The sequence below is a fragment of the Pseudomonas sp. NCCP-436 genome (assembly GCF_019656335.1).
GTDB lineage: Bacteria > Pseudomonadota > Gammaproteobacteria > Pseudomonadales > Pseudomonadaceae > Aquipseudomonas.
This window is the reverse complement of the sequence record NZ_BPLZ01000002.1, coordinates 250,343-277,025: the sequence shown is the minus strand read 5'-3', so window position 1 is coordinate 277,025 and position 26,683 is coordinate 250,343. Positions and strand designations below refer to the sequence as shown.

The 26,683-nt window shown below is 62.9% G+C and carries 22 protein-coding genes; 13 read left to right on the top strand and 9 right to left on the bottom strand.

Annotated features, from left to right (window positions below; translation table 11 throughout):
- Positions 1-7 precede the first annotated feature (7 nt).
- Positions 8-718, bottom strand: a complete 711-nt coding sequence (locus NCCP436_RS03375; protein ID WP_220802380.1) for an ABC transporter substrate-binding protein — start codon at positions 716-718, stop codon at positions 8-10.
- Positions 719-1,070: 352 nt separating this feature from the next.
- Between NCCP436_RS03375 and NCCP436_RS03370 the strand changes: the two genes are divergently transcribed.
- Entirely contained in the window at positions 1,071-3,251 is a 2,181-nt protein-coding gene (locus NCCP436_RS03370; protein WP_220802379.1) for a hypothetical protein, read from the top strand.
- A 28-nt stretch (positions 3,252-3,279) separates the two neighbouring features.
- On the opposite strand, the gene NCCP436_RS03365 is transcribed toward NCCP436_RS03370, so the two are convergent.
- The 4 genes from NCCP436_RS03365 to selD all read right to left on the bottom strand — a co-directional run bounded on the left by NCCP436_RS03365 (position 3,280) and on the right by selD (position 7,177).
- Positions 3,280-4,074, bottom strand: coding sequence for a hydroxypyruvate isomerase family protein (locus tag NCCP436_RS03365; protein WP_220802378.1), 795 nt, complete (start codon positions 4,072-4,074; stop codon positions 3,280-3,282).
- Positions 4,071-4,961, bottom strand: coding sequence for an NAD(P)-dependent oxidoreductase (locus tag NCCP436_RS03360; protein WP_220802377.1), 891 nt, complete (start codon positions 4,959-4,961; stop codon positions 4,071-4,073). The genes NCCP436_RS03365 and NCCP436_RS03360 overlap by 4 nt, the downstream gene beginning before the upstream one ends.
- 75 nt (positions 4,962-5,036) lie before the next feature.
- Positions 5,037-6,143 carry a tRNA 2-selenouridine(34) synthase MnmH gene (mnmH, locus tag NCCP436_RS03355; RefSeq protein ID WP_220802376.1) on the bottom strand — a complete coding sequence of 369 codons (1,107 nt, stop codon included), beginning with the start codon at positions 6,141-6,143 and terminating at the stop codon, positions 5,037-5,039.
- Entirely contained in the window at positions 6,143-7,177 is a 1,035-nt protein-coding gene (gene selD / locus NCCP436_RS03350) for a selenide, water dikinase SelD (protein WP_220802375.1), read from the bottom strand. The genes mnmH and selD overlap by 1 nt, the downstream gene beginning before the upstream one ends.
- A gap of 150 nt (positions 7,178-7,327) precedes the next feature.
- On the opposite strand from selD, the gene NCCP436_RS03345 reads away from it, so the two are divergent.
- The 6 genes from NCCP436_RS03345 to NCCP436_RS03320 all read left to right on the top strand — a co-directional run bounded on the left by NCCP436_RS03345 (position 7,328) and on the right by NCCP436_RS03320 (position 11,855).
- A complete protein-coding gene (locus NCCP436_RS03345) occupies positions 7,328-8,170 on the top strand; it encodes a putative selenate ABC transporter substrate-binding protein (protein WP_220802374.1) in 843 nt (280 codons plus the stop codon).
- The gene (locus NCCP436_RS03340; RefSeq protein WP_220802373.1) at positions 8,167-8,967 is read left to right on the top strand and encodes a phosphonate ABC transporter ATP-binding protein; all 801 of its coding nucleotides are present in this window, start codon (positions 8,167-8,169) and stop codon (positions 8,965-8,967) included. Before NCCP436_RS03345 ends, NCCP436_RS03340 begins: the two co-directional genes overlap by 4 nt.
- Positions 8,961-9,788 carry an ABC transporter permease gene (locus NCCP436_RS03335; RefSeq protein ID WP_220802372.1) on the top strand — a complete coding sequence of 276 codons (828 nt, stop codon included), beginning with the start codon at positions 8,961-8,963 and terminating at the stop codon, positions 9,786-9,788. The genes NCCP436_RS03340 and NCCP436_RS03335 overlap by 7 nt, the downstream gene beginning before the upstream one ends.
- The gene (phnE, locus tag NCCP436_RS03330) at positions 9,785-10,549 is read left to right on the top strand and encodes a phosphonate ABC transporter, permease protein PhnE (RefSeq protein WP_220802371.1); all 765 of its coding nucleotides are present in this window, start codon (positions 9,785-9,787) and stop codon (positions 10,547-10,549) included. The genes NCCP436_RS03335 and phnE overlap by 4 nt, the downstream gene beginning before the upstream one ends.
- Positions 10,550-10,650: 101 nt before the next feature.
- Entirely contained in the window at positions 10,651-10,932 is a 282-nt protein-coding gene (locus NCCP436_RS03325; RefSeq protein WP_220802370.1) for a peptidylprolyl isomerase, read from the top strand.
- Positions 10,933-11,153: 221 nt separating this feature from the next.
- On the top strand, positions 11,154-11,855 hold the full coding sequence (locus tag NCCP436_RS03320; protein WP_220802369.1) for a YebC/PmpR family DNA-binding transcriptional regulator: 702 nt from the start codon (positions 11,154-11,156) through the stop codon (positions 11,853-11,855).
- On the opposite strand, the gene NCCP436_RS03315 is transcribed toward NCCP436_RS03320, so the two are convergent.
- Complete coding sequence (locus NCCP436_RS03315) at positions 11,834-12,448, bottom strand: GNAT family N-acetyltransferase (protein ID WP_220802368.1); 615 nt, start codon at positions 12,446-12,448, stop codon at positions 11,834-11,836. The genes NCCP436_RS03320 and NCCP436_RS03315 overlap by 22 nt on opposite strands.
- A gap of 197 nt (positions 12,449-12,645) precedes the next feature.
- Here NCCP436_RS03315 and NCCP436_RS03310 point away from each other — a divergent pair, with 197 nt between their 5' ends.
- Positions 12,646-16,134 carry a PAS domain-containing hybrid sensor histidine kinase/response regulator gene (locus tag NCCP436_RS03310; protein ID WP_220802367.1) on the top strand — a complete coding sequence of 1,163 codons (3,489 nt, stop codon included), beginning with the start codon at positions 12,646-12,648 and terminating at the stop codon, positions 16,132-16,134.
- An 11-nt stretch (positions 16,135-16,145) separates the two neighbouring features.
- Here NCCP436_RS03310 and rmuC read toward each other — a convergent pair whose 3' ends face one another.
- Positions 16,146-17,621 carry a DNA recombination protein RmuC gene (gene rmuC / locus NCCP436_RS03305; RefSeq protein WP_220802366.1) on the bottom strand — a complete coding sequence of 492 codons (1,476 nt, stop codon included), beginning with the start codon at positions 17,619-17,621 and terminating at the stop codon, positions 16,146-16,148.
- 872 nt (positions 17,622-18,493) lie between these two features.
- Between rmuC and NCCP436_RS03300 the strand changes: the two genes are divergently transcribed.
- The 3 genes from NCCP436_RS03300 (at position 18,494) to NCCP436_RS03290 (ending at position 21,640) form a co-directional block, all read left to right on the top strand.
- On the top strand, positions 18,494-21,040 hold the full coding sequence (locus NCCP436_RS03300) for a YdbH domain-containing protein (RefSeq protein WP_220802365.1): 2,547 nt from the start codon (positions 18,494-18,496) through the stop codon (positions 21,038-21,040).
- A 4-nt stretch (positions 21,041-21,044) separates the two neighbouring features.
- Positions 21,045-21,236 (top strand): YnbE family lipoprotein, encoded by a 192-nt coding sequence (locus tag NCCP436_RS03295; protein WP_220802364.1) that lies wholly within the window; start codon positions 21,045-21,047, stop codon positions 21,234-21,236.
- 65 nt (positions 21,237-21,301) lie between these two features.
- Positions 21,302-21,640: a YdbL family protein gene (locus NCCP436_RS03290; RefSeq protein ID WP_220802363.1), complete on the top strand. Its 339-nt coding sequence runs from the start codon at positions 21,302-21,304 to the stop codon at positions 21,638-21,640.
- Positions 21,641-21,700: 60 nt separating this feature from the next.
- On the opposite strand, the gene grxD is transcribed toward NCCP436_RS03290, so the two are convergent.
- Positions 21,701-22,027 (bottom strand): Grx4 family monothiol glutaredoxin, encoded by a 327-nt coding sequence (grxD, locus tag NCCP436_RS03285; protein ID WP_220802362.1) that lies wholly within the window; start codon positions 22,025-22,027, stop codon positions 21,701-21,703.
- A gap of 108 nt (positions 22,028-22,135) precedes the next feature.
- Entirely contained in the window at positions 22,136-24,262 is a 2,127-nt protein-coding gene (locus NCCP436_RS03280; protein WP_220802361.1) for a molybdopterin oxidoreductase family protein, read from the bottom strand.
- A 388-nt stretch (positions 24,263-24,650) separates the two neighbouring features.
- Between NCCP436_RS03280 and argF the strand changes: the two genes are divergently transcribed.
- On the top strand, positions 24,651-25,571 hold the full coding sequence (gene argF, locus NCCP436_RS03275) for an ornithine carbamoyltransferase (RefSeq protein WP_220802360.1): 921 nt from the start codon (positions 24,651-24,653) through the stop codon (positions 25,569-25,571).
- Positions 25,568-26,677: an ABC transporter ATP-binding protein gene (locus tag NCCP436_RS03270; RefSeq protein ID WP_220802359.1), complete on the top strand. Its 1,110-nt coding sequence runs from the start codon at positions 25,568-25,570 to the stop codon at positions 26,675-26,677. Before argF ends, NCCP436_RS03270 begins: the two co-directional genes overlap by 4 nt.
- The last annotated feature ends 6 nt before the right edge of the window (positions 26,678-26,683 follow it).

Below are 26,683 nucleotides of genomic sequence, written 5' to 3'. Positions count from 1 at the left end.
AGGCCATTCAGTGGCTTTCCGGCAACCGGTAGCGGCGCTCGATAGCCTGGTACTCCCCGCTCTCGCGCAGTAGCAGCAGCCCCTGATCGAAACGCCGACGCGCTTCCTCCTCACGAAAACCCATGCGGTAGTAGGTCGGAGGAAAGACATCGAACCAGGCCAGCGGCTGGCTGACATCCACTTGTTCAGCCACCTCCCGGTCAAGGTAACGGATGATCAGGCGGTCACCGATCACCACATCGGTACGACCACTGTAAAGCAGCCGATTGCGGTTGATCTGCAGCGCCTCCTCGCGATAGCGCGGGTTATTCATGGCCATGCGCTCAAACTCTGGTCCCAGCAGCAGACGGGCACGCTGGAAAGCGCTGACCGAGTACTGACCCAGATCGCTTATACGCTCAATACGATAGCCACGGCTGGCTAGCGCCACCGCTACGTTCTGATAGCGAATGTAGACGTCCGAATAATACGCCTTCACCCCGCTGTGCTCATGGGTGGTGGTGATTGCATCGATCTCCCCGCGTCGCAGCATCAGGTGCAGTCGCTCGCTGGGCGCGTAATAGGCCACCGGTTCGAATCCGGCCAGCTCCAACGCACGTACAACCAGCTCGTACTCCAGACCACGCGATTCCCCTTCGAACACATAGGGCGGTTTGTGCGTGCCAAAACCGATGTTCAGCACTTCGGCAGCTACAGGCAGACTCAGGCATGCCAGCATGGCTCCCAACCATCTTCCAGACATCGCATCCCCCTGCCGGCTTCCCTTCAGAGCATAGCCACACGGGCTGCTTCATCACCAGCCCTGTACTACTGGTAATCCGCAGCTCCAGCCGGCAACCAGGCTGGTTAGCCTCCGACATCCATACGGGAGAGAGCATGCCTAAAGGCGAATAGGCCCGGCACAGCAGCCCCAGTTCGCTGATACGGCCGTTCCTATCGAAAGCATTCAGGCAAAGCAAGACAATTTAGAGATGGAGACACAGGCTTTATTTCTTTTGTGTGCAAGAAAGCACGATTTGGTTCTAATATGGCCAATTGCCAATACACCTTGAACCGCCGGATTGCCGCCGATGAAAACAAGAAAAAAAGACGTCCTGATCAGCAACGGGGATATCACCCAGGCAGACATCGCCGATAACGAGCCGATATCCACCACCTTGCCGCAGGCCAGTGCCCACGGCGAGCAATACCTGTACTTCACCGAACGTGACATCGAGCGCATCCTCGACAACCTCGATGGCCTGCGCAACATGGTGTTCCCATTGGCCGAACCGTTGAGCGAGGACGAGTCCACCCGCATCCAGCAGTTCCCCTCGGTATGCCTGATCGGCCTTGGTCGCTGTGGTTCGAATATCGCCCTGGATGTTGCCTCGCTGGTCTACAACGCCCGCCAGTACTATCTGGAAGAGTTCCATAGCGAGGCCACCGCTGCCCTCGAACAAAGCTCGCGCCCCAGCCGCTGGATCCGCAGCAACCTACTGCGCACACCGGCCAAGAGCAGCAAGCCGGTATTTTTGATCGAGCCACTGGTGATGCTCGGCGACCTGGACAAGGACATCGAAGGTCGTATCCGTTTCTCGCGCAAGGGTGAGACGAGCGGTTTTCTCAGCGACTACAGCAAGATGAAGATCATGGACTTGTCCGAGGTTCATGCGGGGGGCGCCGGCAACGCGCCGATTCTCGGCCAGTACCTGGCCAAGATCATCCTCAACAAGGATACCCAGCGCTTCACCAACGAGGACTGGAAGTTCATCCACAGCTATCTGATCGACTCCTGCGGTATCAAGGCCAACCAGTCGCGTCTGTACTTCTATATTTTCAGCGCCGGCGGCGGTACTGGCTCGGGCATGGCTTCGGAATTCGGCCTGGCCCAGCAGTTCGCCTACATGAGCAAGACCTTCGACACCAAGATGCTGGACGAGGAAAGTGACGGCGAACGCGACCGTGGTTTCGTCTTCGAGCCGATCTTCACCAGCGGTATCTGCATCCTGCCGAACATCTCCAATCAGCGCAGCGAAATGTCCGAAGCGCTGCACATCAACGCCGGACGCCTGCTGTGCAAGTACCTGGCCGAGGAATGGGATTTCTCCTACAACTTCGACAACGAACAGAGCAGCGCCGAAAGCGTGATGCGTCGGGTACGCCCGTGGAACGCCATGATGCTGATCTCCAACGACATCATGCGTTACGCCGAGGAAAGCGGCGACGGCAGCATCCACAACATCGACGTGACCGCCATGGAGCGTCACGCCAACCAGTACATCTCGCAGCAGATTTTCAACATCCTCACCGCCCAGGCGGTGACCAGCGACTACGACCAGAACTACTTCCGCCGTGCCGGCATCGACATCGGCGAAACCATCCGCCTCGATGCCAATGACCTGTTCATGAGCCTGGCCGGGCCGGTGGCAGTGGCCTATGCCGAGTCCGTGGTGCCGGATCAGCAGGCCCACCTTACGGAGAAATTCCGGGTACTGGACAAGGAGCCACATCCTCAGCGCCTAGATATCGACGATCTGTTTTTCCGTTCCATCGACCTGCCGCACTTCAACAAGGTGACCCAGGCCATCGAGGGCATCAGCCTGCTGCCAATCGAATCAAAGCGCTACCGCCAAGCCCTGGAGCAATACAAGTCAAGCGGCTACGACGCCTCGGAACTGAGCGAGCTGCACTTCTTCAAGAACTGCTCGTCGGTGGTATCCATAGTCTCGCTGCCGAAGGACTACAAGCTGTCGTACATGGATCTGAACAGGCTCAAGACCCACCTTAACAACCTGTTCCCCAACACCACGCTCAAACGCTACGCTCTGGTGATCGGCGCCTCGGCCAACCTGTCGCTGACCACCCTGATCGTCAAGAGCCCGTGCCTGTCGGACGATTTCCTGACCCTGATCGTCGCCTACATCAAGCGCTGCTTCGCCCGTGATCATTACCGCTTCGACGACAGCCTGGACGACGCCATGCTCGACTTCATCGTCGCCGAGCGCTTCAACGAGGCTCAGCTCGACGCGATGCTCAACGAGTACGAGGATCCGGCAAAGATCCTCGATACCAACTGGTACGCCATCAAGCCGATGTACGAGAAGAAGTACCGCGAGCTGATCCACGATAGGGACAAGTTCGTTTCCATCAACGACATCCGTCTGTCGCGCGAGAGCGTCAAGCAGGCCATCAAGTACCTGCGCGAGATCTATCGCCACCGCATCGGCAAGACCCGGGTCATCTCCCTCAACGACTACCCGAAGGCCTGAACCAACGGGGGCAACGCCCCCGATCCGCTCAGAGCGACTGCGTCAGCTGGTGCCAGTGCGCCAGCCAGCCGAGGCTCGCCGGCGTGTTCGGCGGCCCCGGCCGGTACTCGGCCCCCAGCCAGCCGACATAGCCACTGGCCCGCAAGCCGTCGAGCAGCAGCGAAAAATCCAGATCGCCACTACCCGGCGCGCCACGCCCGGGCACGTCGGCAAACTGTACGTGACCAATACGGCCGGCCAGTAGACGGATGCCTGCAAGAACGTCCAGCTCCTGCCGGGCCATGTGATAGAGGTCGAATTGCGCTGCCAGGTTGGGATGATCCACCTGGCGCAGCAGCTCATCCAGCTGCTGCGGAGTGTTGATCAGGAAACCCGGCATGTCGATTGGATTGATTGCCTCTACCAGCACCCGGACACCCAGCACGGCAAAAGCTTCGGCGCTGCGTCGCAGGTTGGCGGCCAGGCAGTCGAGTGCCTGCTCGCGTTCAACGCCCTTGGCCAGCCGTCCCGGCAGCACGTTGACGCAGCCCGGGCGCACCATCGCGGCGTAGCTCAGCGCCTCCTCCAGCGCGGCCTCGAACTGCGCCTGCCGCGCCGGCACCGCGGCCAGGCCCGGGCCGCCCGCCATAAGATCACCCGCTGGCAGGTTGATCAGCACCAGCGGCAGGCCGGCACGCTCCAGAGCTTCCTTCAGTGCGATGGCCGGCAGCTCGTAGGGAAACTGAATCTCCACACCATCGAACCCGGCTGCGGCAGCGGCCTGTATCCGCTGCGACAACGGCAGTTCGGTGAACAGCAACGACAGGTTGGCAGCGATTTTCACGACTGATCCTCACGCAGCATCTGTACCAGCGTGGCCGGATCGCGCTCCAGGTTGCCCTGACTGCCATGCAGGCGCATCAGTTGCGCAGCCAGACCGCTCATTGGCGTGGCGCTACCCTGCTCGCGCGAAAGCTTCACTGCCGTATCGAGATCCTTGAGCAGGGTGCGTACATGCCACTTGACCGGCTCGAACTGGCTGGCGGCCATCTGCGGGGCGAGAATCTGCAAGGGTTTGGAGTCGGCAAAGCCGCCGGCCAGCGCTGGCGCGATCAGGCTGGCGTCGACACCGGCGCGCTCGGCCAGTGCCACCACCTCGGCGATCACCAGCGCATTGCAGGCGACGATCATCTGGTTGCATACCTTGGTCACCTGCCCGGCCCCCACCTCACCCATACGCGTCAGGCGCTGGCCCAGGTGCGCGAGGATCGGCCGCACCAGCTCGACATCCGCCTCGCGGCCGCCAGCCATGATCGCCAGAGTACCGGCTTCAGCTCCCGGGGTGCCGCCCGAAACTGGTGCGTCGACCCAGCGCATGCCTGTGCGCTCCTCCAGTTCCGCTGCCATCTCGCGGGTCGCAGCCGGCTCCAGGCTGGAGAAATCCACCAGCAACTGGCCGGCACGGGCACCCTCGACGATCCCTCCGGGGCCGAACACCACCTCGCGCACCACCTCGGTGTTGGCCAGGCAAAGCATCACCACTTCGGCGTCACGGCACAGCTCGGCGGGGCTCTGAACCTGACGCGCGCCCTGCTCCAGCAGCGGCGCGCACTTGTCCGGCGAACGATTCCAGACACTCAGCGGATAACCGGCGGCCAGCAGGCGGCGGGTCATGGGCAGGCCCATCAGGCCGATACCGGCGAAAGCGAGAGCAGGCAGTGAAGCAGTCATGCGGAACTCCGGAGAACGGGAAGAAGTCGACTGTATACAATACCACCGATACCCGCGCCCTGAGCCTGCCCGGGTCTATGCTTCGCACCGCGACCGGCGCTGTTGCAAATACGCCTCCACGGCTTCAGCGGTGCCGCTGAACTCCACCCGCGCGGCCTTGCTCTCGCGCTGGTAGACATACATCGGGTCGTAGTACTCGCGCAGCAGTGCATCGATCCAGCTCCGGTGGCGATCCACCGAGGCATTGTGCCGCTGTTCTTCCAGGGCCTCCTGCATCAGCTTGCGCAGGCGTAGGTGACGCTCGCCGCCCAGACGCTTGCGGATGTTGTCCAGACTCTGCAGCAGACGCTCTGAAAAACGCCCAAAGCCCTGCTCCTCACCATGCAGTGTCAGGAACTCCGCCGCCAGGTCGATCACGTAGTCTTTGAGGATTCGTTCGACACGGCTGGCGAAGCTGTCCTCCAGCCAGACCAGCGGATATTGCTGCATCCTCAGGTGCAACGGCAGCGGCAGCGAACAGGCGCCAATCAGGCGACTTTCGTCCTCCAGTACGAATTGCTGCTGGCCACGCGCACGGCGCTTGAGCAGATCGATAGCCAGGCGGTTTTCGAAATCGATCTGCGCCGGCTGACCGGTAGCGCGCTTGCCGAAGCTGGAACCACGGTGATTGGCGTGCCCTTCCAAGTCGATGCTGTTGTCCAGCCGGGCCAGCACTTCGGTCTTGCCGGTGCCGGTCATACCGCCGAGCACCACGAAGTCGCACTCGGTCACGGCCTGATCAAGGCTTTCGATGAGAAAGCTGCGCATCGCCTTATAGCCACCGATCACCCGCGGATAGTCGATGCCGACCTCTTTCAGCCACTGCTGGACGATCTGCGAGCGCAGGCCACCACGGAAACAGTAGAGGTAACCGTCCGGGTTGCTTCGGGCAAAAGCCGCCCATGCCTCGACACGCTCAGCCTTGATCCTGCCGGAAACCAGTTGGTGACCCAGCTCGATGGCGGCCTGCTGGCCCTTCTGCTTGTAGCAGGTACCAACCTTCTGCCGCTCGATATCGGTCATCAAGGGTAAATTGACGGCGCAGGGGAAGGCGCCCTTGGCAAATTCGACGGGAGCGCGCATGTCCATCATCGGGATATCATTGAGGAAGATCTCGCGGTAGGCGGCGCTGTTGTCACGCATCACAGCACCTCTACCGCGTAACGCTGTCGGGCCACCAGTTCGCCGATGGAAGCCAGCTCCAACCCCTGCTCGGCGGCCACCGCGAGGAACTCGGCCTCGCCTTCTGGTGCCACGGCTACCAGCAGCCCACCACTGGTCTGCGGGTCGCACAGCAGGTTGCGCTGCGCATCACTGATCGGCGCAATCCTTTCCCCATAGCTGTCGAAGTTGCGCAGGGTGCCGCCGGGGATGCAGCCCTCGGCCAGGTAGTGCTCCACGCCCGGCAGACGCGGCACGCTGGCGTAGTCGAGCCGGGCGGTAAGGCCTGCTCCCTCAGCCATTTCCACAAGGTGACCAAGCAGGCCGAAACCGGTCACGTCGGTCATGGCACGCACTCCGGCCAGCTTGCCGAAGCGAGCACCCGGCTTGTTCAGGGTGCACATCCAGTCACGCGCCAGGCCAACGTCCTGCTCTCGCAACTTGGCCTTCTTCTCGGCGGTAGTGAGAATGCCAACACCCAGCGGCTTGGTCAGGTACAGCCGGCAACCGGCACTGGCTGTGTCATTGCGCTTCATGTGCTTCTTGTCGACCACACCGGTCACGGCCAGGCCGAAGATCGGTTCTGGTGCGTCGATGGAATGGCCGCCGGCCAGCGGAATGCCGGCGGCATCGCACACGGCGCGGCCACCGCGAATCACCTCGCGAGCCACTTCCGCCGGCAGCACATTGACCGGCCAGCCGAGAATGGCAATGGCCATCAGCGGCTCTCCGCCCATGGCGTAGATGTCGCTGATGGCGTTGGTCGCGGCAATCCGTCCGAAATCAAACGGGTCATCCACAATCGGCATAAAGAAGTCGGTGGTGGAAACCACGCCGCGCTCTTCGTCCAGTGCATAGACCGCAGCGTCGTCGCGCGAGGCATTGCCGACCCACAGGCGCGGGTCGAGATTCTGCGCGCCGCTGCCAGCCAGAATCACGTCCAGCACCTTGGGGGAAATCTTGCAGCCACAGCCAGCACCATGGCTGTACTGGGTCAAACGAATCGGCTCGCTCATGGGGCAACGCTCTCGGAGAATCGGAAACAGGTCGCGGATTCTAGCAAAGCAGCCGTTCGCCTCGCTTATAATCACCGCAGTCCCGTCCGTATTCGCCGAGCGCCAAGGCGCCCCTCATACCTTTTTCCGCTATTGAACCGGAGAATATCCATGCTCAAGCACATCCTGGCCGTAGCTGCCGGCCTGACCCTGTCTCTTTCCGCCCAAGCCGCCGATGTCCTCAAGGTCTCGGCCATCCCCGACGAAGCCCCCACCGAACTGCTGCGCAAGTTCAAGCCGCTGGGCGCCTACCTGGAACAGGAACTGGGCATGAAGGTGGAGTTCGTGCCGGTGGCCGACTACGCCGCGGTGGTCGAGGCACTGGCCGCCGACCGTATCGACATGGCCTGGCTGGGCGGTTTCACCTTCGTCCAGGCTCATCTGAAGACCGGTAACGCCGTGCCGCTGGTGCAGCGCGAGCAGGACGCCGAGTTCACCAGCAAGTTCATCACCTCCGACCCGGCGGTGAAATCGCTGCAGGATCTGAAAGGCAAGACCTTCGCCTTTGGCTCGGTGTCTTCCACCTCCGGCAGCCTGATGCCGCGCTACTTCATGCTGCAGGACGGCATCAAGCCGGAAGACTTCTTCAGCCGCGTGGCCTATTCCGGCGCCCACGACGCCACCGCCGCCTGGGTGCAGGCCGGCAAGGCCGACGCTGGCGTGCTAAACGCCTCGGTATGGCAGAAGCTGGTCGATGGTGGCAAGGTCGACACCGACAAGGTCAAGGTCTTCGCCACCACCCCGACCTACTACGACTACAACTGGACCGTGCGCGGCAACCTCGACGCCGACCTGCAGGCGAAGATCAAGAGCGCCTTCCTCGCCCTCGACCCGGCCAAGCCCGAGCAAAAAGCGATTCTCGACCTGCAGGCCGCCAGCCGCTTTATCGAAACCAAGCCTGAAAACTACGAAGGCATCGAGGAAGCCGCTCGCGCCGCCGGCCTGCTCAAGTGAGCATCGCCCTGCGTGGCGTGGGCCTGGCCCACGCCAACGGCAAGGTTGCGCTGGAAAATATCGATCTCGAGGTCAGCCCCGGCGAACGGGTAGCCATCATCGGCCCCTCCGGCGCCGGCAAGACCACCCTGCTGCGTCTGCTGGCCACCAGCCTGCAACCTACGCGCGGCGAGCTCGACCTGCTGCAGCACAACCCCTGGCGCCTGGCTGCCCGCCAGCGCCAGCGTCTGCGCGCACGCATCGGTCTGATCCACCAGGCACCGCCACTGCCGCCGCGTCAGCGCGTGGTCACCGCCGTGATGGCCGGCAAGCTGGGACAGTGGTCATTGGCCAAGGGCCTGCTCAACCTGCTGCACCCGCTGGATGCCGGCGGTGCCCAGGCCGCCCTGGCGCGCCTGGATATCGCCGACAAGCTCTATCAACGCTGCGACCAGCTCTCCGGCGGCCAGTTGCAGCGCGTAGGCATTGCCCGCGTGCTGTACCAGGCGCCGGAGCTGATCCTCGCCGACGAACCGGTCTCGGCCATGGACCCGGTGCTGGCCGGCCACACCCTGGCCGTGCTCAACCGCGAGGCCGCCGAGCGCGGCATGACCCTGCTGGCCAGCCTGCATGCCGTCGACCTGGCGCTGGCGCATTTCCCCCGCATCGTTGGCATTCGCGATGGGCGCATCGCCTTCGACCTGCCGGCCGTCGAGGTGCAGCCCGAACAGCTGGACGCGCTGTATGCCAACGAGCAGTTGCAGGCCGCGCCGAGTTCGCCGGTGCAACCCCAGACGGTACAGATCCCGCGATGCTGAAGACCGCTCCACGCGACCCCGCCGCACTGCCCCGCCTGCTGCTCACCCTGCTGGCGCTGTTGCTACTGTGGCCCGGCATTCGCATCAGCGAACTGGACCTGGCGGTGCTGTTCAACGGTGACAACGCCCGCACCATGGCCAACTTCCTGCAGGGCTTCTGGCCACCGGCGCATGACGCCGAGTTCCTCGCCCTACTTGGCCGCGCCACGCTGGAAACCCTGGCCATCGCCACCGCCGGCATGAGCCTGGCACTGCTGATCGCCTTTCCCGCCTCCCTGCTGGCCAGCCGCGCCCTGTCGCTGTCGGCCGTGCACCGTGGCGGCCGTCCGGCCTGGTGGGCGCAGCTGGCGCGCTGGCCGGTACGCGGCCTGATGATCTTCCTGCGCAGCGTACCGGAGATCGTCTGGGCGCTGCTGTTCGTGCGCGCGGTCGGCCTCGGCCCCACCGCCGGGGTGCTGGCCATCGCCATCACCTACGCCGGCATGCTCGGCAAGGTGTATGCGGAAATCTTCGAGTCGGTCGATGCCCGCCCGGCCCGCGCCCTGCTCGGCGCCGGCTCCAGCCGTCTGGCCGCCTTCGCCTACGGCGTACTGCCCAACGCAGCCGGGGAGATGCTTTCCTACACCGTCTACCGCTGGGAATGCGCGATCCGCGCCTCGGTGGTGATGGGCTTTGTCGGCGCCGGCGGACTGGGCCAGCAGATCGACCTGTCGCTGCGCATGTTCGCCGGCGGCGAGGTCGCCAGCATGCTGCTCACCTTCCTGCTGCTAGTGCTGCTCGCCGACCTGCTCAGCCGTCTGCTACGCGTGAGGCTGACATGAGAACCGGTAACCTGATCCTGCTGGCTGCCATCCTGGTGGCAGTGATCGCCTCGTTCGTCTACCTGGGTATCGATCTCGGTGCACTGGTCGGTGGCGACAGCCTGGCGCAGATGGGCCAGTACGCTGGTGCCTTCCTCCAGCCCGACTTCTCCGCACCGCACCTGCAGGCGATCGGCCGCGGTGCGCTGGAAACCCTGGCCATGTCGGCCATCGGCACCCTGCTCGCCGCCCTGCTCGGTCTGGCTCTGGCACTGCCGGCCGCGGGACGCTTCGGCGGCCTGGCCCTGCACGCCACGCGGCTACTGCTCAATGCGCTGCGCGCCATCCCCGAGCTGGTATGGGCGGCGTTGATGGTGCTGGCCGCCGGCCTCGGCCCGAATGCCGGCACCCTGGCGCTGGCCCTGCACACCGCCGGAGTGCTCGGCCGGCTGTTCGCCGAGGCGCTGGAAAACACCCCGCGCGAACCGGCCGAGGCCATCCGCGAGAGCGGCGGCGGGCGCGTCGCCGCGTTCTGCTACGGCACCCTGCCGGGCGTCTGGCCGCAGCTGGTGGCCTACTCGCTGTACCGCTGGGAGAACAACATCCGCATGGCCAGCGTGCTCGGCTTCGTCGGCGCCGGCGGCCTCGGGCAGATGCTCTACATGTCCCTCAGCCTGTTTCAGGAGGCCCAGGCCGCCACGGTGATCCTGGCCATGCTGGTGCTGGTGCTGGCGGTGGACGGCTTCAGCGGCTGGGCGAGGCAGAAATGGGTGACCGCCTGACATATGCCGATACCATGCCGGGGCGCGTCGCCCGGCTCCGGCGTTTGCCTGGCGGGTCGATTGCGTTAGGCTTCGCCACTCAATCACAAGGAGACTCTCTCATGCCTCGCGCCTCTGCCCGCCACATCCTGGTCGCCAGCGAAGACAAGTGCAACGAACTCAAGGCCGCCATCGAAGGCGGCGCCGACTTCGCCCAATTGGCGAAGGATCACTCCACCTGCCCCTCCGGCCGCAGTGGCGGCGATCTGGGCTCCTTCGGCCCAGGCCAGATGGTTCGGGAATTCGATACCGTGGTGTTCAGCGCGCCTGTCGGCGTCGTGCAGGGACCGGTGAAAACTCAGTTCGGCTATCACCTGGTAGAAGTCACCAGCCGTCAGGATTGACCCTCTGCCCCGTTGAGTCCTCCAGCCTGCGCCAGCAAACCCTACCCGGCCGGCGCAGCACCCTTCCCACGTGCTACAGCAGTCCCTGCTGAACAGGCGCGCCAGCAAACGACAGAATTTACAGATGCCGTGCGCCGCGCAACACACTAAAATCCGCAGCCTGCCCGACCATCGTGGCACATCACGATGTCGATTCTTACCCATTGGCCAGGAGACCCCAGATGGGCGCACAGTGGAAAGCCAAACCCAAAGAAGCCGCCGCCAACGCCCGAGGCAAGATCTTCGGCAAGCTGGTAAAGGAAATCATGATCGCCGCGCGTAACGGTGCCGATCCCGACATGAACCCCAAGCTGCGTCTGGCCGTGCATCAGGCGAAAAAGGCGTCCATGCCCAAGGAAACCCTGGAGCGCGCCATCAAGAAGGGAGCTGGCCTCTCCGGTGAGGTGGTCAACTACGAGCGCACCCAGTACGAGGGCTTCGCTCCGCATCAGGTGCCTCTGATCGTCGAGTGTCTGACCGACAACGTGAACCGCACCGTGGCGGAGATCCGCGTACTGTTCCGCAAGGGGCAACTGGGCGCTTCCGGCTCGGTGAGCTGGGACTTCGATCATGTCGGCCTTATCGAAGCCAGTAGCGACAGCGGTGCCGACCCGGAATTGGCGGCCATCGAGGCCGGTGCTCAGGATTTTGTTCCGGATGACGAGGGTGCGATCCTGTTCATCACCGAACCTACGGATCTCGATGCCGTGTGCAAGTCCCTTCCGGAACAGGGCTTTACCGTCAACTCGGCCAAGCTCGGTTATCGCCCGAAAAATCCGGTCACCAATCTAACTGCAGAGCAGTTGGAAGAAGTGGAAGCCTTCCTCGAAGCCATCGACGGCCACGACGACGTGCAGAACGTCTACGTTGGCCTGGCAGGCTGAGCCACCGCCTCTCCTGCCGTCGGCCCGCTGCTGGTGCGAGTCTCAAGCTGCGCCCGCACCAGCGGCCACTGCTGATCGGTGATGCTGTACAACACGCTGTCATCGAGGCGGCCATCGGCCAGCCGCCGGTGATTGCGCAGCACACCCTCACGCTGGGCCCCGAGCTTTTCAATGGCGCGCTGCGAACGCAGATTGCTAGCGGCAGTCTTCAGTTGCACGCGAACCATACCCCACTGTTCGAAGGCGTGCCGGAGCATCAGGTACTTGATACTGCCGTTGAGTCCACTGCCATGCTGGCTGCGGTCAAGCCAGGTCCAGCCGATCTCGCAGGCCGGCAAGGCACTCATGAAATCGGCAAAGCGAGTGGTTCCTACCAGCCGGTCACCGAGCCGGACCACGAACGGCAGGGCACGCTCCTCGCGCAGGTCGGTCAGGGCTCTGCGATACCAGTCCAGACGCTGGGTTCCGCTCATGTACAGCAACTCATCGCGGTTGATCTCGGCCAGCGCCACCAGAGCCGGGATATCGGCTTCGGACAGCGGCTCTAGACGCAACGCACCCCGCTGCAAGGTGACCAACTGCGGCTTGAACATGGGTTCCTTCCTCTAACGGCATCGCAAGACGATCACGCTATCAGGCGCCAGGCTCGGGCACAATCTATCGCGGTAGCCTAATTCCGCACCTTCTACCTTGGTCGCAGCCGACTGCTGCCGGCTTTGTGCAACACTCAATAATGCACACTGGTTTCAAACCAGGCCGTTTTTGTTCCCTACTGCGTTCTGGAGTTCGCATGTCGCTGTCCCCCGGGCTGATCGCTGCGGTCGCCCTAATCTACATGGCCATACTCTTTGCCATCGCCTTTTACGGAGATCGGCGCAGCACGCCAATGTCGCCTCGGTTTCGCGCCTGGGTCTACAGCCTGTCGCTGGCAGTGTACTGCACTAGCTGGACCTTCTTCGGCGCTGTAGGCCAGGCAGCCGAGCAGCTCTGGTCGTTCCTGCCGATCTATCTGGGGCCGATCATTCTGCTGCTGACCATGCCCTGGGTGCTGCAGAAGATGGTGATGATCAGCAAGCAGGAAAACATCACCTCCATTGCCGACTTCATCGCCGCACGTTACGGCAAGTCGCAGCCCCTTGCCGTAGTCGTGGCGCTTATCTGCCTGGTCGGGGTGCTGCCCTACATTGCCCTGCAGCTCAAGGGCATTGTCCTCGGCGTCAACCTGCTGATTGGCATGCAGGCCCAGGACACCGGCACCAGCGCCCAGGATACCGCCCTGATCGTGTCACTGGCCCTGGCTCTATTCACCATTTTGTTTGGCACGCGCAACCTGGATGTGACCGAGCACCATCGCGGCATGGTGTTGGCCATTGCCTTCGAGTCGCTGGTCAAGTTGCTGGCCTTCCTTGCCGTCGGCACATTCGTCACCTTCGGTCTTTACAACGGCTTCGGCGACCTGCTCAACCAGGCCCACAGCACGCCTAAGCTTGAGTCTTTCTGGAACGAAGCCGTGAACTGGCCGGCGATGCTGGTGCAGACCGGTATGGCGATGATCGCCATCGTCTGCCTGCCGCGGCAGTTCCATGTCACTGTGGTTGAGAACATCGAACCGCAGGATCTGCGCCTGGCACGCTGGATATTCCCGGCCTACCTGATACTTGCCGTGCTCTTCGTGGTGCCTATCGCTTTGGCAGGACAAATGCTGCTGCCGCCGGGCATCACTCCCGACTCCTTCGTTATCAGCCTGCCTCTGGCGCAGTCGCACCCGGATCTGGCCGTACTGGCTTTTATCGGCGGTGCCTCGGCCGCAACCGGCATGGTGATCGTCGCCTCGGTGGCCCTTTCAACCATGATATCCAACGACATGCTGTTGCCCTGGCTGTTGCGCCGACAGAGCACCGAGCGTCCCTTCGAGGCCTTCCGCCACTGGATGCTCACGGCCCGTCGGGCCAGCATCGTGCTGATCCTTCTGCTGGCCTACGTCTGCTACCGACTGCTTGGCGAAGGCGCCAGTCTGGCCACCATCGGCCAGGTTTCCTTCGCTGCCATCGGCCAGCTGGCACCGGCCATGTTCGGCGCGCTGATGTGGAAACAGGCCAACCGCCGCGGGGTATTCGCCGGGCTGATCCTTGGCTCGGCGCTGTGGTTCTACACGCTGGTGCTGCCGCTGGTGGCACGCGGCATGGGTTGGTCGCTGGACAGTTTCCCAGGCCTGACCAGCCTGCTCTACGCGCCACTGGGTCTGCAAGTCGATCCACTGACGCGCGGCGTGGTAATGTCGGTAGCCGGCAACTTCATGCTGTTTGCCTGGGTCTCGTGGTTCTCCCGTACGCGGGTATCCGAGCACTGGCAGGCCAGCCGCTTCATCGGCCACGATCTCGGTATCAAGCCAAGCAGCCGCAGTCTGCTAGCCGTACAGGTTTCCGACCTACTGGTGCTCGCCAGTCGTTTCGTCGGCGAGGAACGCGCACGCAAGAGCTTCGTGCGCTTCGCCCAGCGGCACGGCAAGGGTAAAGACTTCGACCCGGATCTGCCGGCCAACAGCGAATGGATCGCCCATACCGAACGCCTGTTGGCGGGTGTGCTGGGTGCTTCCTCAACCCGCGCTGTGGTCAAGGCGGCCATCGAAGGCCGCGAAATGCAGGTCGAGGACGTGGTGCGCATCGTCGGCGAAGCCAGCGAGGTGCTGCAATTCAACCGCGCCCTGCTGCAAGGCGCCATCGAAAACATTACCCAGGGCATCAGCGTAGTCGACCGGGATCTGCGCCTGGTGGCCTGGAACCATCGCTATCTGGAGCTGTTCGAGTATCCGGATGGGCTGATTTACGTCGGCCGACCGATTGCCGAGATCATCCGTTTCAATGCTCAGCGCGGCATGCTCGGCAACGGCGACATCGAGGAAAGCGTGGCTCGACGCCTGTACTGGATGCGCCAGGGCACGGCACACACCTATGAACGAGTCTTTCCCAACGGCCGGGTCATCGAACTGATCGGCAATCCCATGCCTGGCGGCGGCTTCGTCATGAGCTTTACCGACATCACCGAATTCCGCGAGGCCGAGCGTGCGCTCAAGGAAGCCAACGAGAGCCTGGAGCGCCGCGTGGCCGAACGCACCCAGGAGCTGTCGCAGCTCAATCAGGCACTGAGCGAGGCCAAGGCCCATGCAGAGGCGGCCAACCAGTCCAAGACCCGCTTCCTGGCTGCGGTCAGTCACGACCTGATGCAACCACTCAACGCCGCACGATTGTTCTCCGCCGCTCTGGCTCACCAGGAAGATGCACTACCGGCCGAAGCCCAGGAGCTGGTACGCCATCTTGACAGTTCGCTGCGCTCGGCCGAAGACCTGATCACCGACCTGCTGGATATCTCCCGCCTGGAGAACGGCCGCGTCACGCCGGATCGTCACCCCTTCGCCCTCTCCAGCCTGTTCGACACCCTGGCAGCCGAGTTCGGCGTACTGGCGGCTGAACAGGACATTGATCTGCGCGTACACGGCAGCCGCCAGTGGATCGACAGCGACATCAAGCTGCTGCGCCGCATCCTACAAAACTTCATGACCAATGCCTTCCGCTACGCGAAGGGCCGAGTGATCCTCGGCGTGCGTCGTGAGGGGCGCTGCCTGCGTCTGGAAGTCTGGGATCGTGGCCCCGGCATCCCCGAGGACAAACTCCGGATAATCTTTGAAGAGTTCAAGCGCCTCGACAGCCACCAGACCCGCGCCGAGAAGGGTCTGGGCCTGGGTCTGGCGATTGCCGACGGACTGTGCCGGGTACTTTCCCACCGCCTGGAGGTACGCTCCTGGCCCGGCAAGGGCAGCGTCTTCAGTGTCAGCGTGCCCATGGTGGCACGTCCCGCGCCGCAGCCGCCGGTGCGTCCTGCCCGGACGGTGCAGGAGCAGCCGCTGCAAGGCATCCAGGTACTCTGCATCGACAACGAAGACAGTATCCTAACCGGCATGCACAGCCTGCTGTCACGCTGGGGCTGCCAAGTCTGGACGGCACGCAACCGGCTGGAGTGCGAGCATCTGCTGAGCGAAGATGTTCACCCGCAACTGGCTCTGATCGACTACCACCTGGACGAGGGCGAAACCGGCACCGAACTGATGGCCTGGCTGCGCACGCGCCTGGGTGAACCGGTACCCGGCGTTGTGATCAGTGCAGATGGTCGCCCCGAACTGGTAGCCGAGGTACATGCCGCCGGCCTGGACTATCTGCCCAAGCCGGTCAAGCCTGCTGCACTGCGGGCGCTGCTCAGCCGCCACCTGGCACTGCGCGGATGAGCCCAGGCGGCTTAGTCGCCGGCTTCGTCAAGCGCCGGCAGATCCGCTGAACGCTCCAGCCACTCGGCCGGCAGACTCTTGCTGGCCCGGGCGCCCAGCAGCTTCAGGTTCTCCACCCGGCCAATCAGGTTGCCGCGGCCATCCACCAGCTTGTTGCGAGCACTGCCGTAGGCTCGATCCAGTTGCTGCAGACGGTTGCCCATTTCATCGAGGTCGCCGATAAAGGCGACGAACTTGTCATACAGCTGTCCGGCACGCTCGGCGATCTCTCGGGCATTCTGCCCCTGGCGCTCCTGGCGCCAGAGGCTGTCGATCACCCTCAGGGTGGCCAGCAGGGTTGTCGGGCTGACAATGACCACCTGCTGCTCGAAGGCCTCCTGGAACAGCTCTGGATCGGCCTGCAATGCCGCAGCGAAGGCCGCCTCGATAGGAACGAAGAGCAGGACGAAGTCCAGGCTGTGCAGCCCTTCAAGACGCTGGTAATCCTTGCCGGAGAGCCCCTTGAGATGGCCCCGCAGGGACACCAGGTGCTGTTTCAGGGCCTGCTTGCGGGTAACCTCGTCTACCGCCACTACATACTGCTGGTAAGCATTGAGACTGACCTTGGCGTCGACTATCACCTGCCGGTCCCCTGGCAGACGGATCAGAACGTCCGGCTGGAATCGTTCCCCGCCGCTGCCCTTCAGGCTGACCTGAGTCTGATACTCCCGCCCCTTTTCCAGCCCGGCGTGCTCCAGTACCCGCTCCAGCACCAGCTCGCCCCAGTTGCCCTGGGTCTTCTGCCCCTTCAGCGCCCGAGTCAGGTTGGTCGCCTCGTCGCCCAGGCGCTGATTGAGCTGTTGCAGTCGCTCCAACTCACGGGCCAGCGAAAAGCGCTCGCGCGCCTCCAACTGGTAGGTTTCGTCGACACGTTTCTCGAATGCCTGGATACGTTCCTTAAGCGGTTCGAGCAGCTGGCCGAGGCGCTGCTGGCTGGTTTCGGCAAAACGCTGCTCGCGCTCATCGAAGATCTTTGCCGCCAATTCGGCGAACTGCGCCCGCAGCTCGTCACGGGCGCCTTGCAGATCGTCTAGGCGCTGCTGTTGATTATCCCGGTTTTCCTGTAACTCGGCGGCCAGTGCCGCGCATTCGGCGCTCAACCGACGCAGCTCGGCTTCACTACGCTCACGCTGCTGCTGCCAGGACAGCGCCGCCTCACGGGCGACCTGCCGTTCCTGTTGCAGCAACTCGTTCTCCCGACGCAAGGCGGCCAGCTCAGTCTGCTGCTCAACCTTGATCTCGCTGACCTCCGCCAGCTCACTACGACAGGCCTCAAGCTGCGCCTGAAGACCGGCCTGCCCCAGTTGCATCTGCTCCAGCCGGGCCTGCAGCAGCGCCTGCTCAGCCTGCTCGTGCAACCGCTGCCGGTGCAGCTTCCACAGGCCTGCCAGCATAGGCAGCAGCACGGCCACCATGCCGAGCGCAAGAGACAAGGGATCAATGGGCATAGAGGCTCCGGGCTCTTCTGAATGACACGGCGCTGAAGCAGACATCACGGTTCAGGCACCCTGGCCGGCAGTATAACGGGCGCCGCAGGCACCAGTTCAGCTCAAGAGGAGCTCCAGTTCCCGCTGCGCTTCACTATCACCGGCCCGAGCGGCCTGACGCAGCAGCTCCTGACCAATCCGGCGATCACGAGGGCCCTTGCAGTCATGACAAAGCAGCCGGCCAAGCCGACTCTGCGCCTGTACACAGCCCTTCAGTGCCGGCTGCCGAAGCAGACTCCCAGCAATGCGCTTAACGCGCCGGGTATGCCCCAGACGCGGACTATCGAGCAGCCACAAGGCGATACGGGTCGGGACAGAGGTTCTGGAAGAGGGAAAAACAGAAGAGATGAGACGGGCCATGAACAAAGCGAGACGGCAAAACAGGCGCGCCACTCTACTCCTTTTACGGCCAAGGTAAAGGCCTGCCGAATACTTCCTCTGACAATCCACAAATGCTGTGGATAACTCAGTTGACAACTTGAGCGAAACGACCGCAACACCTTGTAATATGGGCTCTCCAGACAGAATGTCGATTTTTTCACCAATTGAAAAAAATCATATTTTTCATTGACTTATGAAACACTCGCGGTAAATCAAACAGTTACGGACGGTTCTGACAGTAGGATGACAAGCGGCTCCGCCATTGTGCACAAACCTGTGCGACAAATGCGCGCAGCGCCCTGTTTCAGGGCCTTGTCGGTCGTTAACCAGGCCTGCCAAGGGCTATCTCCTGCATGGCGGCTCCTGTTGTTGTCCAATAGCCGCTACAGTCGCTTGGCACCCGACCGGGCATGCGCTACCGTGCCCTGCAACGCATAGGGGAAGGAGATCCCATGAGCCACCGGCGAGTCTGGCTGAGCGTCTGCATCGCGATACCGGCCTTGCTGTTGCTGCTCGCCGGCTATATCGGTCACCGCCTGCAGCAGATGCTTCTGGAACAGCACATGGCGCTGGACTGGCAACGCCTGACCCTATCCTGGCGCGGCGTTCAGCTGCATGAGGCAAGCCTGGTGCAGCGCAGCGAAGGCGAGCTGCAGGCTCACGCTGATCGTCTCGAACTCTACTGGTTGGCCACTGGCAGCCCTCGTTACCGAGTCCACATTCACAACCTGCAGCTGCATTGGCAACCCGCCCCGGATGAAACACGGACAGCTTCCAGCCCGGATACGGACCTGCGCCCAATACTGGACACCCTGCCCTGGCTGCCCCGGCAGATCGATGTCAGCAACGCCGAAGCTCTGCTGCCATGCCACAGCGGCTACTGCACCCTGCGCGGCAACCTGGGCCTTCGGCAACAGGACGATGCCCTTCTGCTACGCCTGCGATTGCTGCGAGACAGTCACAGCGCCACGCTGGAAGCGCAACTGCAGGGGCTCGGCAACGCCCAGACAGATGCCCGGAAACTGCAGGCGGCACTGCATCTGGACGAGCACCAGCAGCTGAATCTGCGCAGTGACCTGTCGGCAGTGACTGATGCCCTGCGGTGGCAGGGTGTTCTGCTGCTCGAACCTCTGCAGGAAATCGACTGGGTAGCCCGTTGGCTCGCAGAGTGGACATCACTTGACCTCGCCAGCCTGCCGGCAACTCCCAGGCAAGCTGGGGTTGGCGCTCACTGGCAGCTGCAACTGCCAGCATCTATCCGGGGTATCGACGACCTGCTGGCTGCCCGTGGCTGGCTGCGCATCGACGGACAACTGCCCATCCCCTGGCCTCTGCCGGGTATCGGTCTGGTCAGCGGCGAGCTAAAGCTCGACCTGCACAATACAGGCGACAGATGGCAGGCCCGCCAGTTGCACGGCAAACTGCAACTCGACAGTCGCGACATGCCGTGGCAGGCGGCCCTGCCGGAAGGTCTGCAGACACAGCTCTGGCAGATCGACCTGCAACCACGACCAGAGACAGCAGACTCCGCTCTGGCGCTGCAACTGCAGGTCAACGCTCAAGGCCCGCTGACACTACAGGCGCAGGCAGAACTGGCTCTTGAGCAATCACAGGACTGGCAGCTGGACGTGCAGCGGCTTCAGCTCCGTGCGCACAGCGCGCACGTGCAACTGGGAAGCGAGCGCCTGGAAGGCCTGCAAGTGGCTCTCGATCTGAGCGGCAGCGCCAGCACCCGGCAACTGCAACTGCAACTGGGCGATAGCTCCCGTGCAAGCCTCCAGCACCTGCAAAGCGCCGAACTGGAGCTGCTGCGAAGCGAGCTGAATCTTGCCGGACTGGAAATCACCGGTACAACCGAGGCGCCCAAGCTGAACGGACCGCTGCAACTGCGCAGTGAAAACCTCAATCACCCACAACTGCTGCCACAAGGCTGGGGCTGGCAGGGCCGGCTGACCACCGACGACAACAGTCAAAAGCTGGACGGCACTCTGCAGGCCGACAGCGGATTGAACCTCGCGCTGAAACTGGATCGCACCAGTTCCGGGCTGCACCTCAAAGTCCGCTTGGACGAGCTATTCCTGCGCGCCGGCAACCCTCTGGCACAAACCCTGTCCGCCTGGCCTCCCCTGCTCAACCTGGATAACGGTCGCCTGCATGCCGAGGCCAGCCTGCAATTAACAGATCGTCCCCTGCAGCTACGGGCCAGCCTGAACGCACGAGGACTGGCCGGCGTATATGACCGCAGCAGCCTGAGTGGCGTGGATGCTGATCTGCTGGTGCAACTGTCCGGCAACCAGATCCGTCTCGAACTTCCAGACCTGAATGCCCGCCAGATAGATCCAGGTATCGTCCTCGGCCCACTACGATTGCAGGCACGCTATCAGGCCGATCTGCAACGCCCCACGGCGGGGCGGCTAAGCCTGCAGCAGGCGAATCTGGGCATTCTCAAAGGCAGCCTGAGCCTGGAGCCGGCCAGTTGGACCCTCGACAGGGAAAGCCTGTTGCTACCGCTGAAACTTAGCGGCCTGGATCTGGCCGAGTTGTTTCGCGTATACCCGGCTGAAGGCCTGGAAGGCAGCGGCCTGCTGGATGGCAACTTGCCGCTGCGCCTGGGCGATTCGCTCAGTATCGAACAGGGCCTGATTGAGGCCCGCGCGCCAGGCGGCCGGCTGCGTTTCAACTCGCCGCGCATCCGCGCCATGGGCCAGGCCAATCCGGGCATGAAGCTGGTCACCGATGCCCTGGAAGATTTCCACTACGATCTACTCAGCAGTAGCCTGGAGTACGATCCCTCCGGCACACTGCGGCTGGGGATGCGGCTGCACGGACAGAACCCGGACATCGAGAAGGGACGCCCCATCCACTTCAACATCAATCTGGAAGAAGACATCCCGACCCTGCTGGCCAGTTTGCAACTGACCGACAAGGTCAGCGACATCATCCGCCAGCGGATTCAGCAACGGATGCGCCAGCGCGTCCCTGACGAGCCAAAGGAGTAGTGCCATGCGTCAGTACCGTCTCCTCGCAGCCCTGGGTCTCGGGCTGCTGTGCCAGGCCTGCACCCCGACGGTGCAGTTGGCCATGCCCAATGAACCGATCAACATCAACCTGAATGTGAAGGTCGAGCACGAAATCTACATCAAGGTGGACAAGGCGCTGGACAGCGTATTTAGCGAAGATAGCGGACTGTTCTGAGCACACAGTGCCAGTCCGAACGCCACCAGGCCCGGATGGCGGCATTTATTTTCAGGAGAAACAAGATGACTCGATACCTTATGCCCCTGCTGCTGGCACTGACCCTGAGCCTGCCGGCCCATGCGCTGAACCTCAACCAGGCCATGAGCGCCCTGAGCGAAGCCAAGGCCAGCGGTCAGTTGGGCGAACAACCCAACGGCTATCTTGGGGTCATTACCCCGGGCGGCCAGGCCGACGAGATTGCCCAGCTGATCAATCAGGCCCGCAAGGCCGAGTACCAGAAGGTGGCCAAGGACAACGGCATCAGCCTGAGCGACGTGGAAGCCATCGCCGGCAAAAAGGCCATCGACCGCACTCCCAAGGGCCAGTTCATCCAACTCAACGGCCAGTGGGTACGCAAATAACGCCTCCTGGAAACGAAGAACCCGCCTTGATGGCGGGTTCTTCGACAGGACCGGGAGAAATCAGGCGTTGGCCTTGCTCACGGCTTCCTTGATCAGGGTCTGCAGTTCGCCTTTCTCGTACATCTCCAGCAGGATGTCGCTACCGCCCACCAGTTCGCCATTCACCCACAGCTGAGGGAAGGTCGGCCAGTTGGCATACTTCGGCAGATTGGCGCGAATTTCCGGATTCTGCAGAATGTCGACATAGGCGAACTTCTCGCCACACCCCATCACCACCTGTGCGGCACGGGCGGAAAAGCCGCACTGCGGCGCATTGGGCGAGCCTTTCATGTACAGCAGAACGGTGTTGTTGGCGATCTGCTCTTTGATGGTTTCGATGATATCCATGGGGGCACCTCAGCATAGACCTTGCGACCCGAGGGTCGACACGTTTGCCGCGATTGTAGCGAAAAGCCGAGCGCAATGCTCGGCCTTGTCACGCCGTTGCGGCAAACTTCATGCGCCGCTCAGTCCCTGCAGGGCCTGCACCTCCACCGGCACGCCATTGAGCACTGCATTACCAGACAGCGCGTCGACCCGGCTCTCGTCGGTTAGGTCATTGGCACTGGCGCCAGGCTGAGCTTGGGCGATCTCCAGCCGGACACCTGGACGAGCATGGCCCCAGCCATGGGGAAGGCTGACCACTCCCGGCATCACCTCCTCACTGGCAACGACGTCCACCTCGATACAGCCAACCCGCGAACGGACCTGTACCCGTTGACCATCGACCAGGCCACGACAGGCCAGATCCTGTGGACTCATCAGCAACTGGTGACGCGGCTTGCCCTTCACCAGGCGCTGATAGTTATGCATCCAAGAATTGTTACTGCGTACGTGGCGGCGGCCGATCAGCAACAACTCATGCGCACCGGTCGCCGGCTGCGCAGCAAAACGCTGCAGATCGGCCAGCAACGGTGTCGGCGCAGCCTGCACCTTGCCACTGGAGGTTTTCAGCCGTGCGACCAGGTTCGGCTGCAACGGCCCAAGGTCAAGCCCATGCGGGTATTCGCGCAACCTGTCCAGATTCAGCCCCCGTTCGCTGCGCTCACCATGAGGCCCGGCGCGAAGCCCCGTGTCGATCAGTTGCTCTGGTGCCAGGGTGGGCTTCAACTGCAAAGCGTTATGCGCTGCATAGGCCTGCGCCAGACCGATGAATATCTCCCAGTCGTGCAGTGCCTCAGCCGGCTTTGGCAGGATCACGCTATTGAAGCGGGTGACATTGCGCACCGCCAGCAGGTTGAAGGTGGTGTCGTAGTGGTCATGCTCCAGCGGCGCCGTCGGCGGCAGGATCAGATCGGCGTGGCAGGTGGTTTCGTTTATGTAGAAGTCCACCGCCACCATAAACTCCAGCCCTCTGAGAGCCTGCTCCAGCTGGCGGCCATTGGGAGTCGACAGCACCGGGTTGCCCGCCACCGTCACCAGGGCCCGAACCTGCCCCTCGCCAGGAGTCAGAATTTCCTCGGCCAGAGCGGAAACCGGCAGTTCACCGCCATATTCCGGCAGGCCGGATACCCGGCTTTGCCAGCAGTTGAAATGTCCGCCCGAGGTATTTTCCACCAGATCCAGCGCCGGCGTGGTACACAGGGTTCCGCCCGGACGGTCAAGGTTGCCGGTGACCAGGTTGAGCAATTGCACCAGCCACTGGCAGAGCGTACCGAAGACCTGGGTGGAAATTCCCATGCGTCCATAGCAGACCGCCCTTTCCGCCGCAGCGAAGTCCCGCGCCAGTTGGCGAATGGCCGCCGCCGGCACGCCGCAACGCTCGCTCATGGTTTCGGCCGTGAAGCCGGCAACAGCCTCACGTACCTGTTCCAGCCCCTCCACCGGCAGATGACTGGAACGGGTCAGCCCCTCCTCGAACAGGGTGTTGAGCACCCCCAGCAGCAGGGCGGCGTCACTGCCTGGTCGGACGAACAGATGCTGGTCGGCCATGGCCGCCGTCTCGCTGCGCCGAGGGTCGACCACCACCAACCGGCCGCCACGAGCCTGAATGGCCTTCAGCCGCTTTTCCACATCCGGCACGCTCATCATGCTGCCATTGGAGGCCAGTGGATTGCCGCCGAGGATCAGCATGAAGTCGGCATGGTCGATATCTGGCACCGGAATCAGTAGCCCATGACCGTACATCAAGTGACTGGTCAAATGATGCGGCAATTGATCCACAGAGGTCGCGGAAAAGCGGTTGCGCGTTTTCAGCAGACCGAGAAAGTAGTTGCTGTGGGTCATCAACCCATAGTTGTGCACGCTGGGATTACCCTGATAGACGGCCACGGCGTTCGCCCCGTGCTCTGCGCGGATGGCACTCAGGCGTTCAGCAACCAGCTCGAAAGCTTCGTCCCAGGCGATGGGTTGCCACTGCCGGCCAATGCGACGCAGCGGCTGACGGATGCGATCCGGATCATTCTGGATATCCTGCAACGCCACCGCCTTCGGACAGATGTGGCCACGACTGAAGGCATCCTCGGCATCGCCCCTGACCGAGCGGATTTGCACCTGGCCATCAACCAGAACCTCGGTTTCGATGGCAAGACCGCAGATGGCCTCGCACAGATGGCATGCGCGGTAATGCAGGGACGTGGTCATGGCCTGACCTCTTGTTCTTCTTCAGGACAACCATTCGGGCTGTCACAGCACTATGGGCCGTGCACCGAAACGACACCAGCAGCGTTCGCCACATGAATCGGCTGGCATCATGCCTGCCAATTCGCGATGCCCCTTCCGGGCTCAGCCGATGGACACGACAAGGCGCTCAGCCAACCTTGCGAGCGCCCTCGCGCCTAGCGGAAAAGGCCCGGCAAGACAGAGCGTATCTCTGTCAACGGCTCATTTGCGCCGTCTCGCCATTTCCTTATAAGATCGCGTCTTCCCCTGTTTCGTCGCACCCTGCGGCCTCCCTGCTGCAAGCCCTGCTGTTTCCGCCGTTCCCGAACCGGACACTGGCTTGCCAACTGAGCGATAAAGGTAGTTAACGATGAGCGTCAGACACTTTCTCTCGATGATGGATTACACACCGGAAGAGCTGGTGGGTCTGATCCGCCGAGGCATCGAACTGAAAGATCTGCGCAACCGCGGAGTACTCTTCGAGCCGCTGAAGAATCGTGTTCTGGGCATGATCTTCGAGAAGGCCTCGACCCGTACCCGGCTGTCGTTCGAGGCCGGCATGATTCAGCTCGGTGGCCAGGCCATCTTTCTTTCTCCGCGCGATACTCAGTTGGGCCGCGGCGAGCCGGTCAGCGACTCGGCTCGGGTGATGTCCAGCATGCTCGATGCAGTGATGATCCGCACCTTCGCCCACAGCACCCTCACCGAATTTGCCGCCCACTCGCGCGTACCGGTGATCAACGGACTGTCCGACGACCTGCATCCCTGCCAGTTGCTGGCCGACATGCAGACCTTTTTTGAGCATCGCGGCAGCATCGCCGGCAAGACGGTGGCCTGGATCGGCGATGGCAACAACATGTGCCACTCCTACATCGAGTCGGCAATCCAGTTCGACTTCCAGCTGAAGGTGGCCTGCCCGGAAGGTTACGAGCCGGATGCACGCTTCCTTGCCCTGGCCGGCGACCGCGTGCAGGTGCTGCGCGACCCGCGCGAGGCGGTGGCCGGCGCCCATCTGGTCAGCACCGACGTCTGGGCGTCCATGGGCCAGGAAGACGAAGCCGAGCAGCGCATGAGCCTGTTCCGCCCCTACCAGGTCACTGGCGAGCTGCTCGACCTGGCTGCCGAGGACGTGCTGTTCATGCATTGCCTGCCGGCCCACCGCGGTGAGGAAATCAGCGAGGAGCTGCTCGACGATCCGCGCTCGGTGGTCTGGGATCAGGCCGAGAACCGCCTGCACGCGCAGAAGGCGCTGCTGGAGCTGCTGGTCGAGCCGGCCTACCACCACGCATGAGTCAGCCACTGCTGCAACTGCGCGGGCTGAGCTGCGGCTACCAGGCGCACACGGTGGTGGAAGATCTCCACCTCCACCTGAAAGCCGGCGACATCGGTTGCCTGCTCGGCCCTTCCGGCTGCGGCAAAACCACCACGCTACGCGCCATCGCCGGCTTTGAGCCGGTGCTTGAAGGCGAGATCGAGCTGGCCGGCCAGGTCATATCCCGTGCCGGCTTTACCCTGGCGCCGGAGAAACGCCGCATCGGCATGGTGTTCCAGGACTACGCCCTGTTCCCCCATCTGAGCGTGGCAGACAACGTCGCCTTCGGCATCCGCAAACACCCGGAAGTCGAACGGCTGACGCGGGAACTGCTGGCGCTGGTCAAGCTCGACCACCTGTCCCGACGCTACCCGCACGAACTGTCCGGAGGCCAGCAACAGCGCGTCGCACTGGCCCGCGCACTGGCCCCGGAACCGCAGCTGCTACTGCTCGACGAGCCCTTCTCCAACCTCGATGGCGAGTTGCGCCGCCGGCTCAGTCATGAAGTGCGCGATATCCTCAAGGCACGCGGCACCAGCGCCATTCTGGTCACCCATGATCAGGAAGAAGCCTTTGCCGTGAGTGATCATGTCGGCGTGTTCCGCAACGGCCATCTGGAACAGTGGGATACGCCCTTCAACCTCTATCACGAGCCGCTGACGCCCTTCGTCGCCAGCTTCATCGGCCAGGGCTACTTCATCCGCGGCCAGTTGCTCAGCCCGGAAGTGGTACAGACCGAGCTCGGCGCCATCCGCGGCAACCGTGCCTATACCTGGGCACAGGGCAGCGCGGTGGACGTGCTGTTGCGTCCGGACGACATCGTGCCGGACGAAGGCAGCGAACTGAAGGCGCGCATCATCGGCAAGACTTTCCTCGGCGCCGCTACGCTCTACCGTCTGCAGCTGCCCACCGGCACCCAGCTGGAATCGATCTTTCCCAGCCATGACGATCATCTGCCTGGCGATGAGGTGGGCATTCGCGTAGCTGCCGATCACCTGGTGGCCTTCCCGGCTCAGGGCAGCGTAGCTGCCCAACTGCACCTCAATGATTCCGGCGGCGTGCGCCGCTTCAGCAGCGGCAGCTAAGCCGGA

Bases quoted from the DNA above. Each gene is read 5' to 3' on its own strand.
- rmuC (WP_220802366.1), bottom strand. From the start codon at position 17,621: ATGCCCATTGATCCCTTGTCTCTTGCGCTCGGCATGGTGGCCGTGCTG.
- mnmH (WP_220802376.1), bottom strand. From the start codon at position 6,143: ATGCGTGACAACAGCGCCGCCTACCGCGAGATCTTCCTCAATGATATC.
- NCCP436_RS03300 (WP_220802365.1), top strand. From the start codon at position 18,494: ATGAGCCACCGGCGAGTCTGGCTGAGCGTCTGCATCGCGATACCGGCC.
- NCCP436_RS03270 (WP_220802359.1), top strand. From the start codon at position 25,568: ATGAGTCAGCCACTGCTGCAACTGCGCGGGCTGAGCTGCGGCTACCAG.
- NCCP436_RS03360 (WP_220802377.1), bottom strand. From the start codon at position 4,961: ATGACTGCTTCACTGCCTGCTCTCGCTTTCGCCGGTATCGGCCTGATG.
- phnE (WP_220802371.1), top strand. From the start codon at position 9,785: ATGAGAACCGGTAACCTGATCCTGCTGGCTGCCATCCTGGTGGCAGTG.
- selD (WP_220802375.1), bottom strand. From the start codon at position 7,177: ATGAGCGAGCCGATTCGTTTGACCCAGTACAGCCATGGTGCTGGCTGT.
- argF (WP_220802360.1), top strand. From the start codon at position 24,651: ATGAGCGTCAGACACTTTCTCTCGATGATGGATTACACACCGGAAGAG.
- NCCP436_RS03315 (WP_220802368.1), bottom strand. From the start codon at position 12,448: ATGTTCAAGCCGCAGTTGGTCACCTTGCAGCGGGGTGCGTTGCGTCTA.
- NCCP436_RS03375 (WP_220802380.1), bottom strand. From the start codon at position 718: ATGCTGGCATGCCTGAGTCTGCCTGTAGCTGCCGAAGTGCTGAACATC.
- NCCP436_RS03295 (WP_220802364.1), top strand. From the start codon at position 21,045: ATGCGTCAGTACCGTCTCCTCGCAGCCCTGGGTCTCGGGCTGCTGTGC.
- NCCP436_RS03370 (WP_220802379.1), top strand. From the start codon at position 1,071: ATGAAAACAAGAAAAAAAGACGTCCTGATCAGCAACGGGGATATCACC.
- grxD (WP_220802362.1), bottom strand. From the start codon at position 22,027: ATGGATATCATCGAAACCATCAAAGAGCAGATCGCCAACAACACCGTT.
- NCCP436_RS03290 (WP_220802363.1), top strand. From the start codon at position 21,302: ATGACTCGATACCTTATGCCCCTGCTGCTGGCACTGACCCTGAGCCTG.
- NCCP436_RS03335 (WP_220802372.1), top strand. From the start codon at position 8,961: ATGCTGAAGACCGCTCCACGCGACCCCGCCGCACTGCCCCGCCTGCTG.
- NCCP436_RS03325 (WP_220802370.1), top strand. From the start codon at position 10,651: ATGCCTCGCGCCTCTGCCCGCCACATCCTGGTCGCCAGCGAAGACAAG.
- NCCP436_RS03320 (WP_220802369.1), top strand. From the start codon at position 11,154: ATGGGCGCACAGTGGAAAGCCAAACCCAAAGAAGCCGCCGCCAACGCC.
- NCCP436_RS03310 (WP_220802367.1), top strand. From the start codon at position 12,646: ATGTCGCTGTCCCCCGGGCTGATCGCTGCGGTCGCCCTAATCTACATG.
- NCCP436_RS03280 (WP_220802361.1), bottom strand. From the start codon at position 24,262: ATGACCACGTCCCTGCATTACCGCGCATGCCATCTGTGCGAGGCCATC.
- NCCP436_RS03345 (WP_220802374.1), top strand. From the start codon at position 7,328: ATGCTCAAGCACATCCTGGCCGTAGCTGCCGGCCTGACCCTGTCTCTT.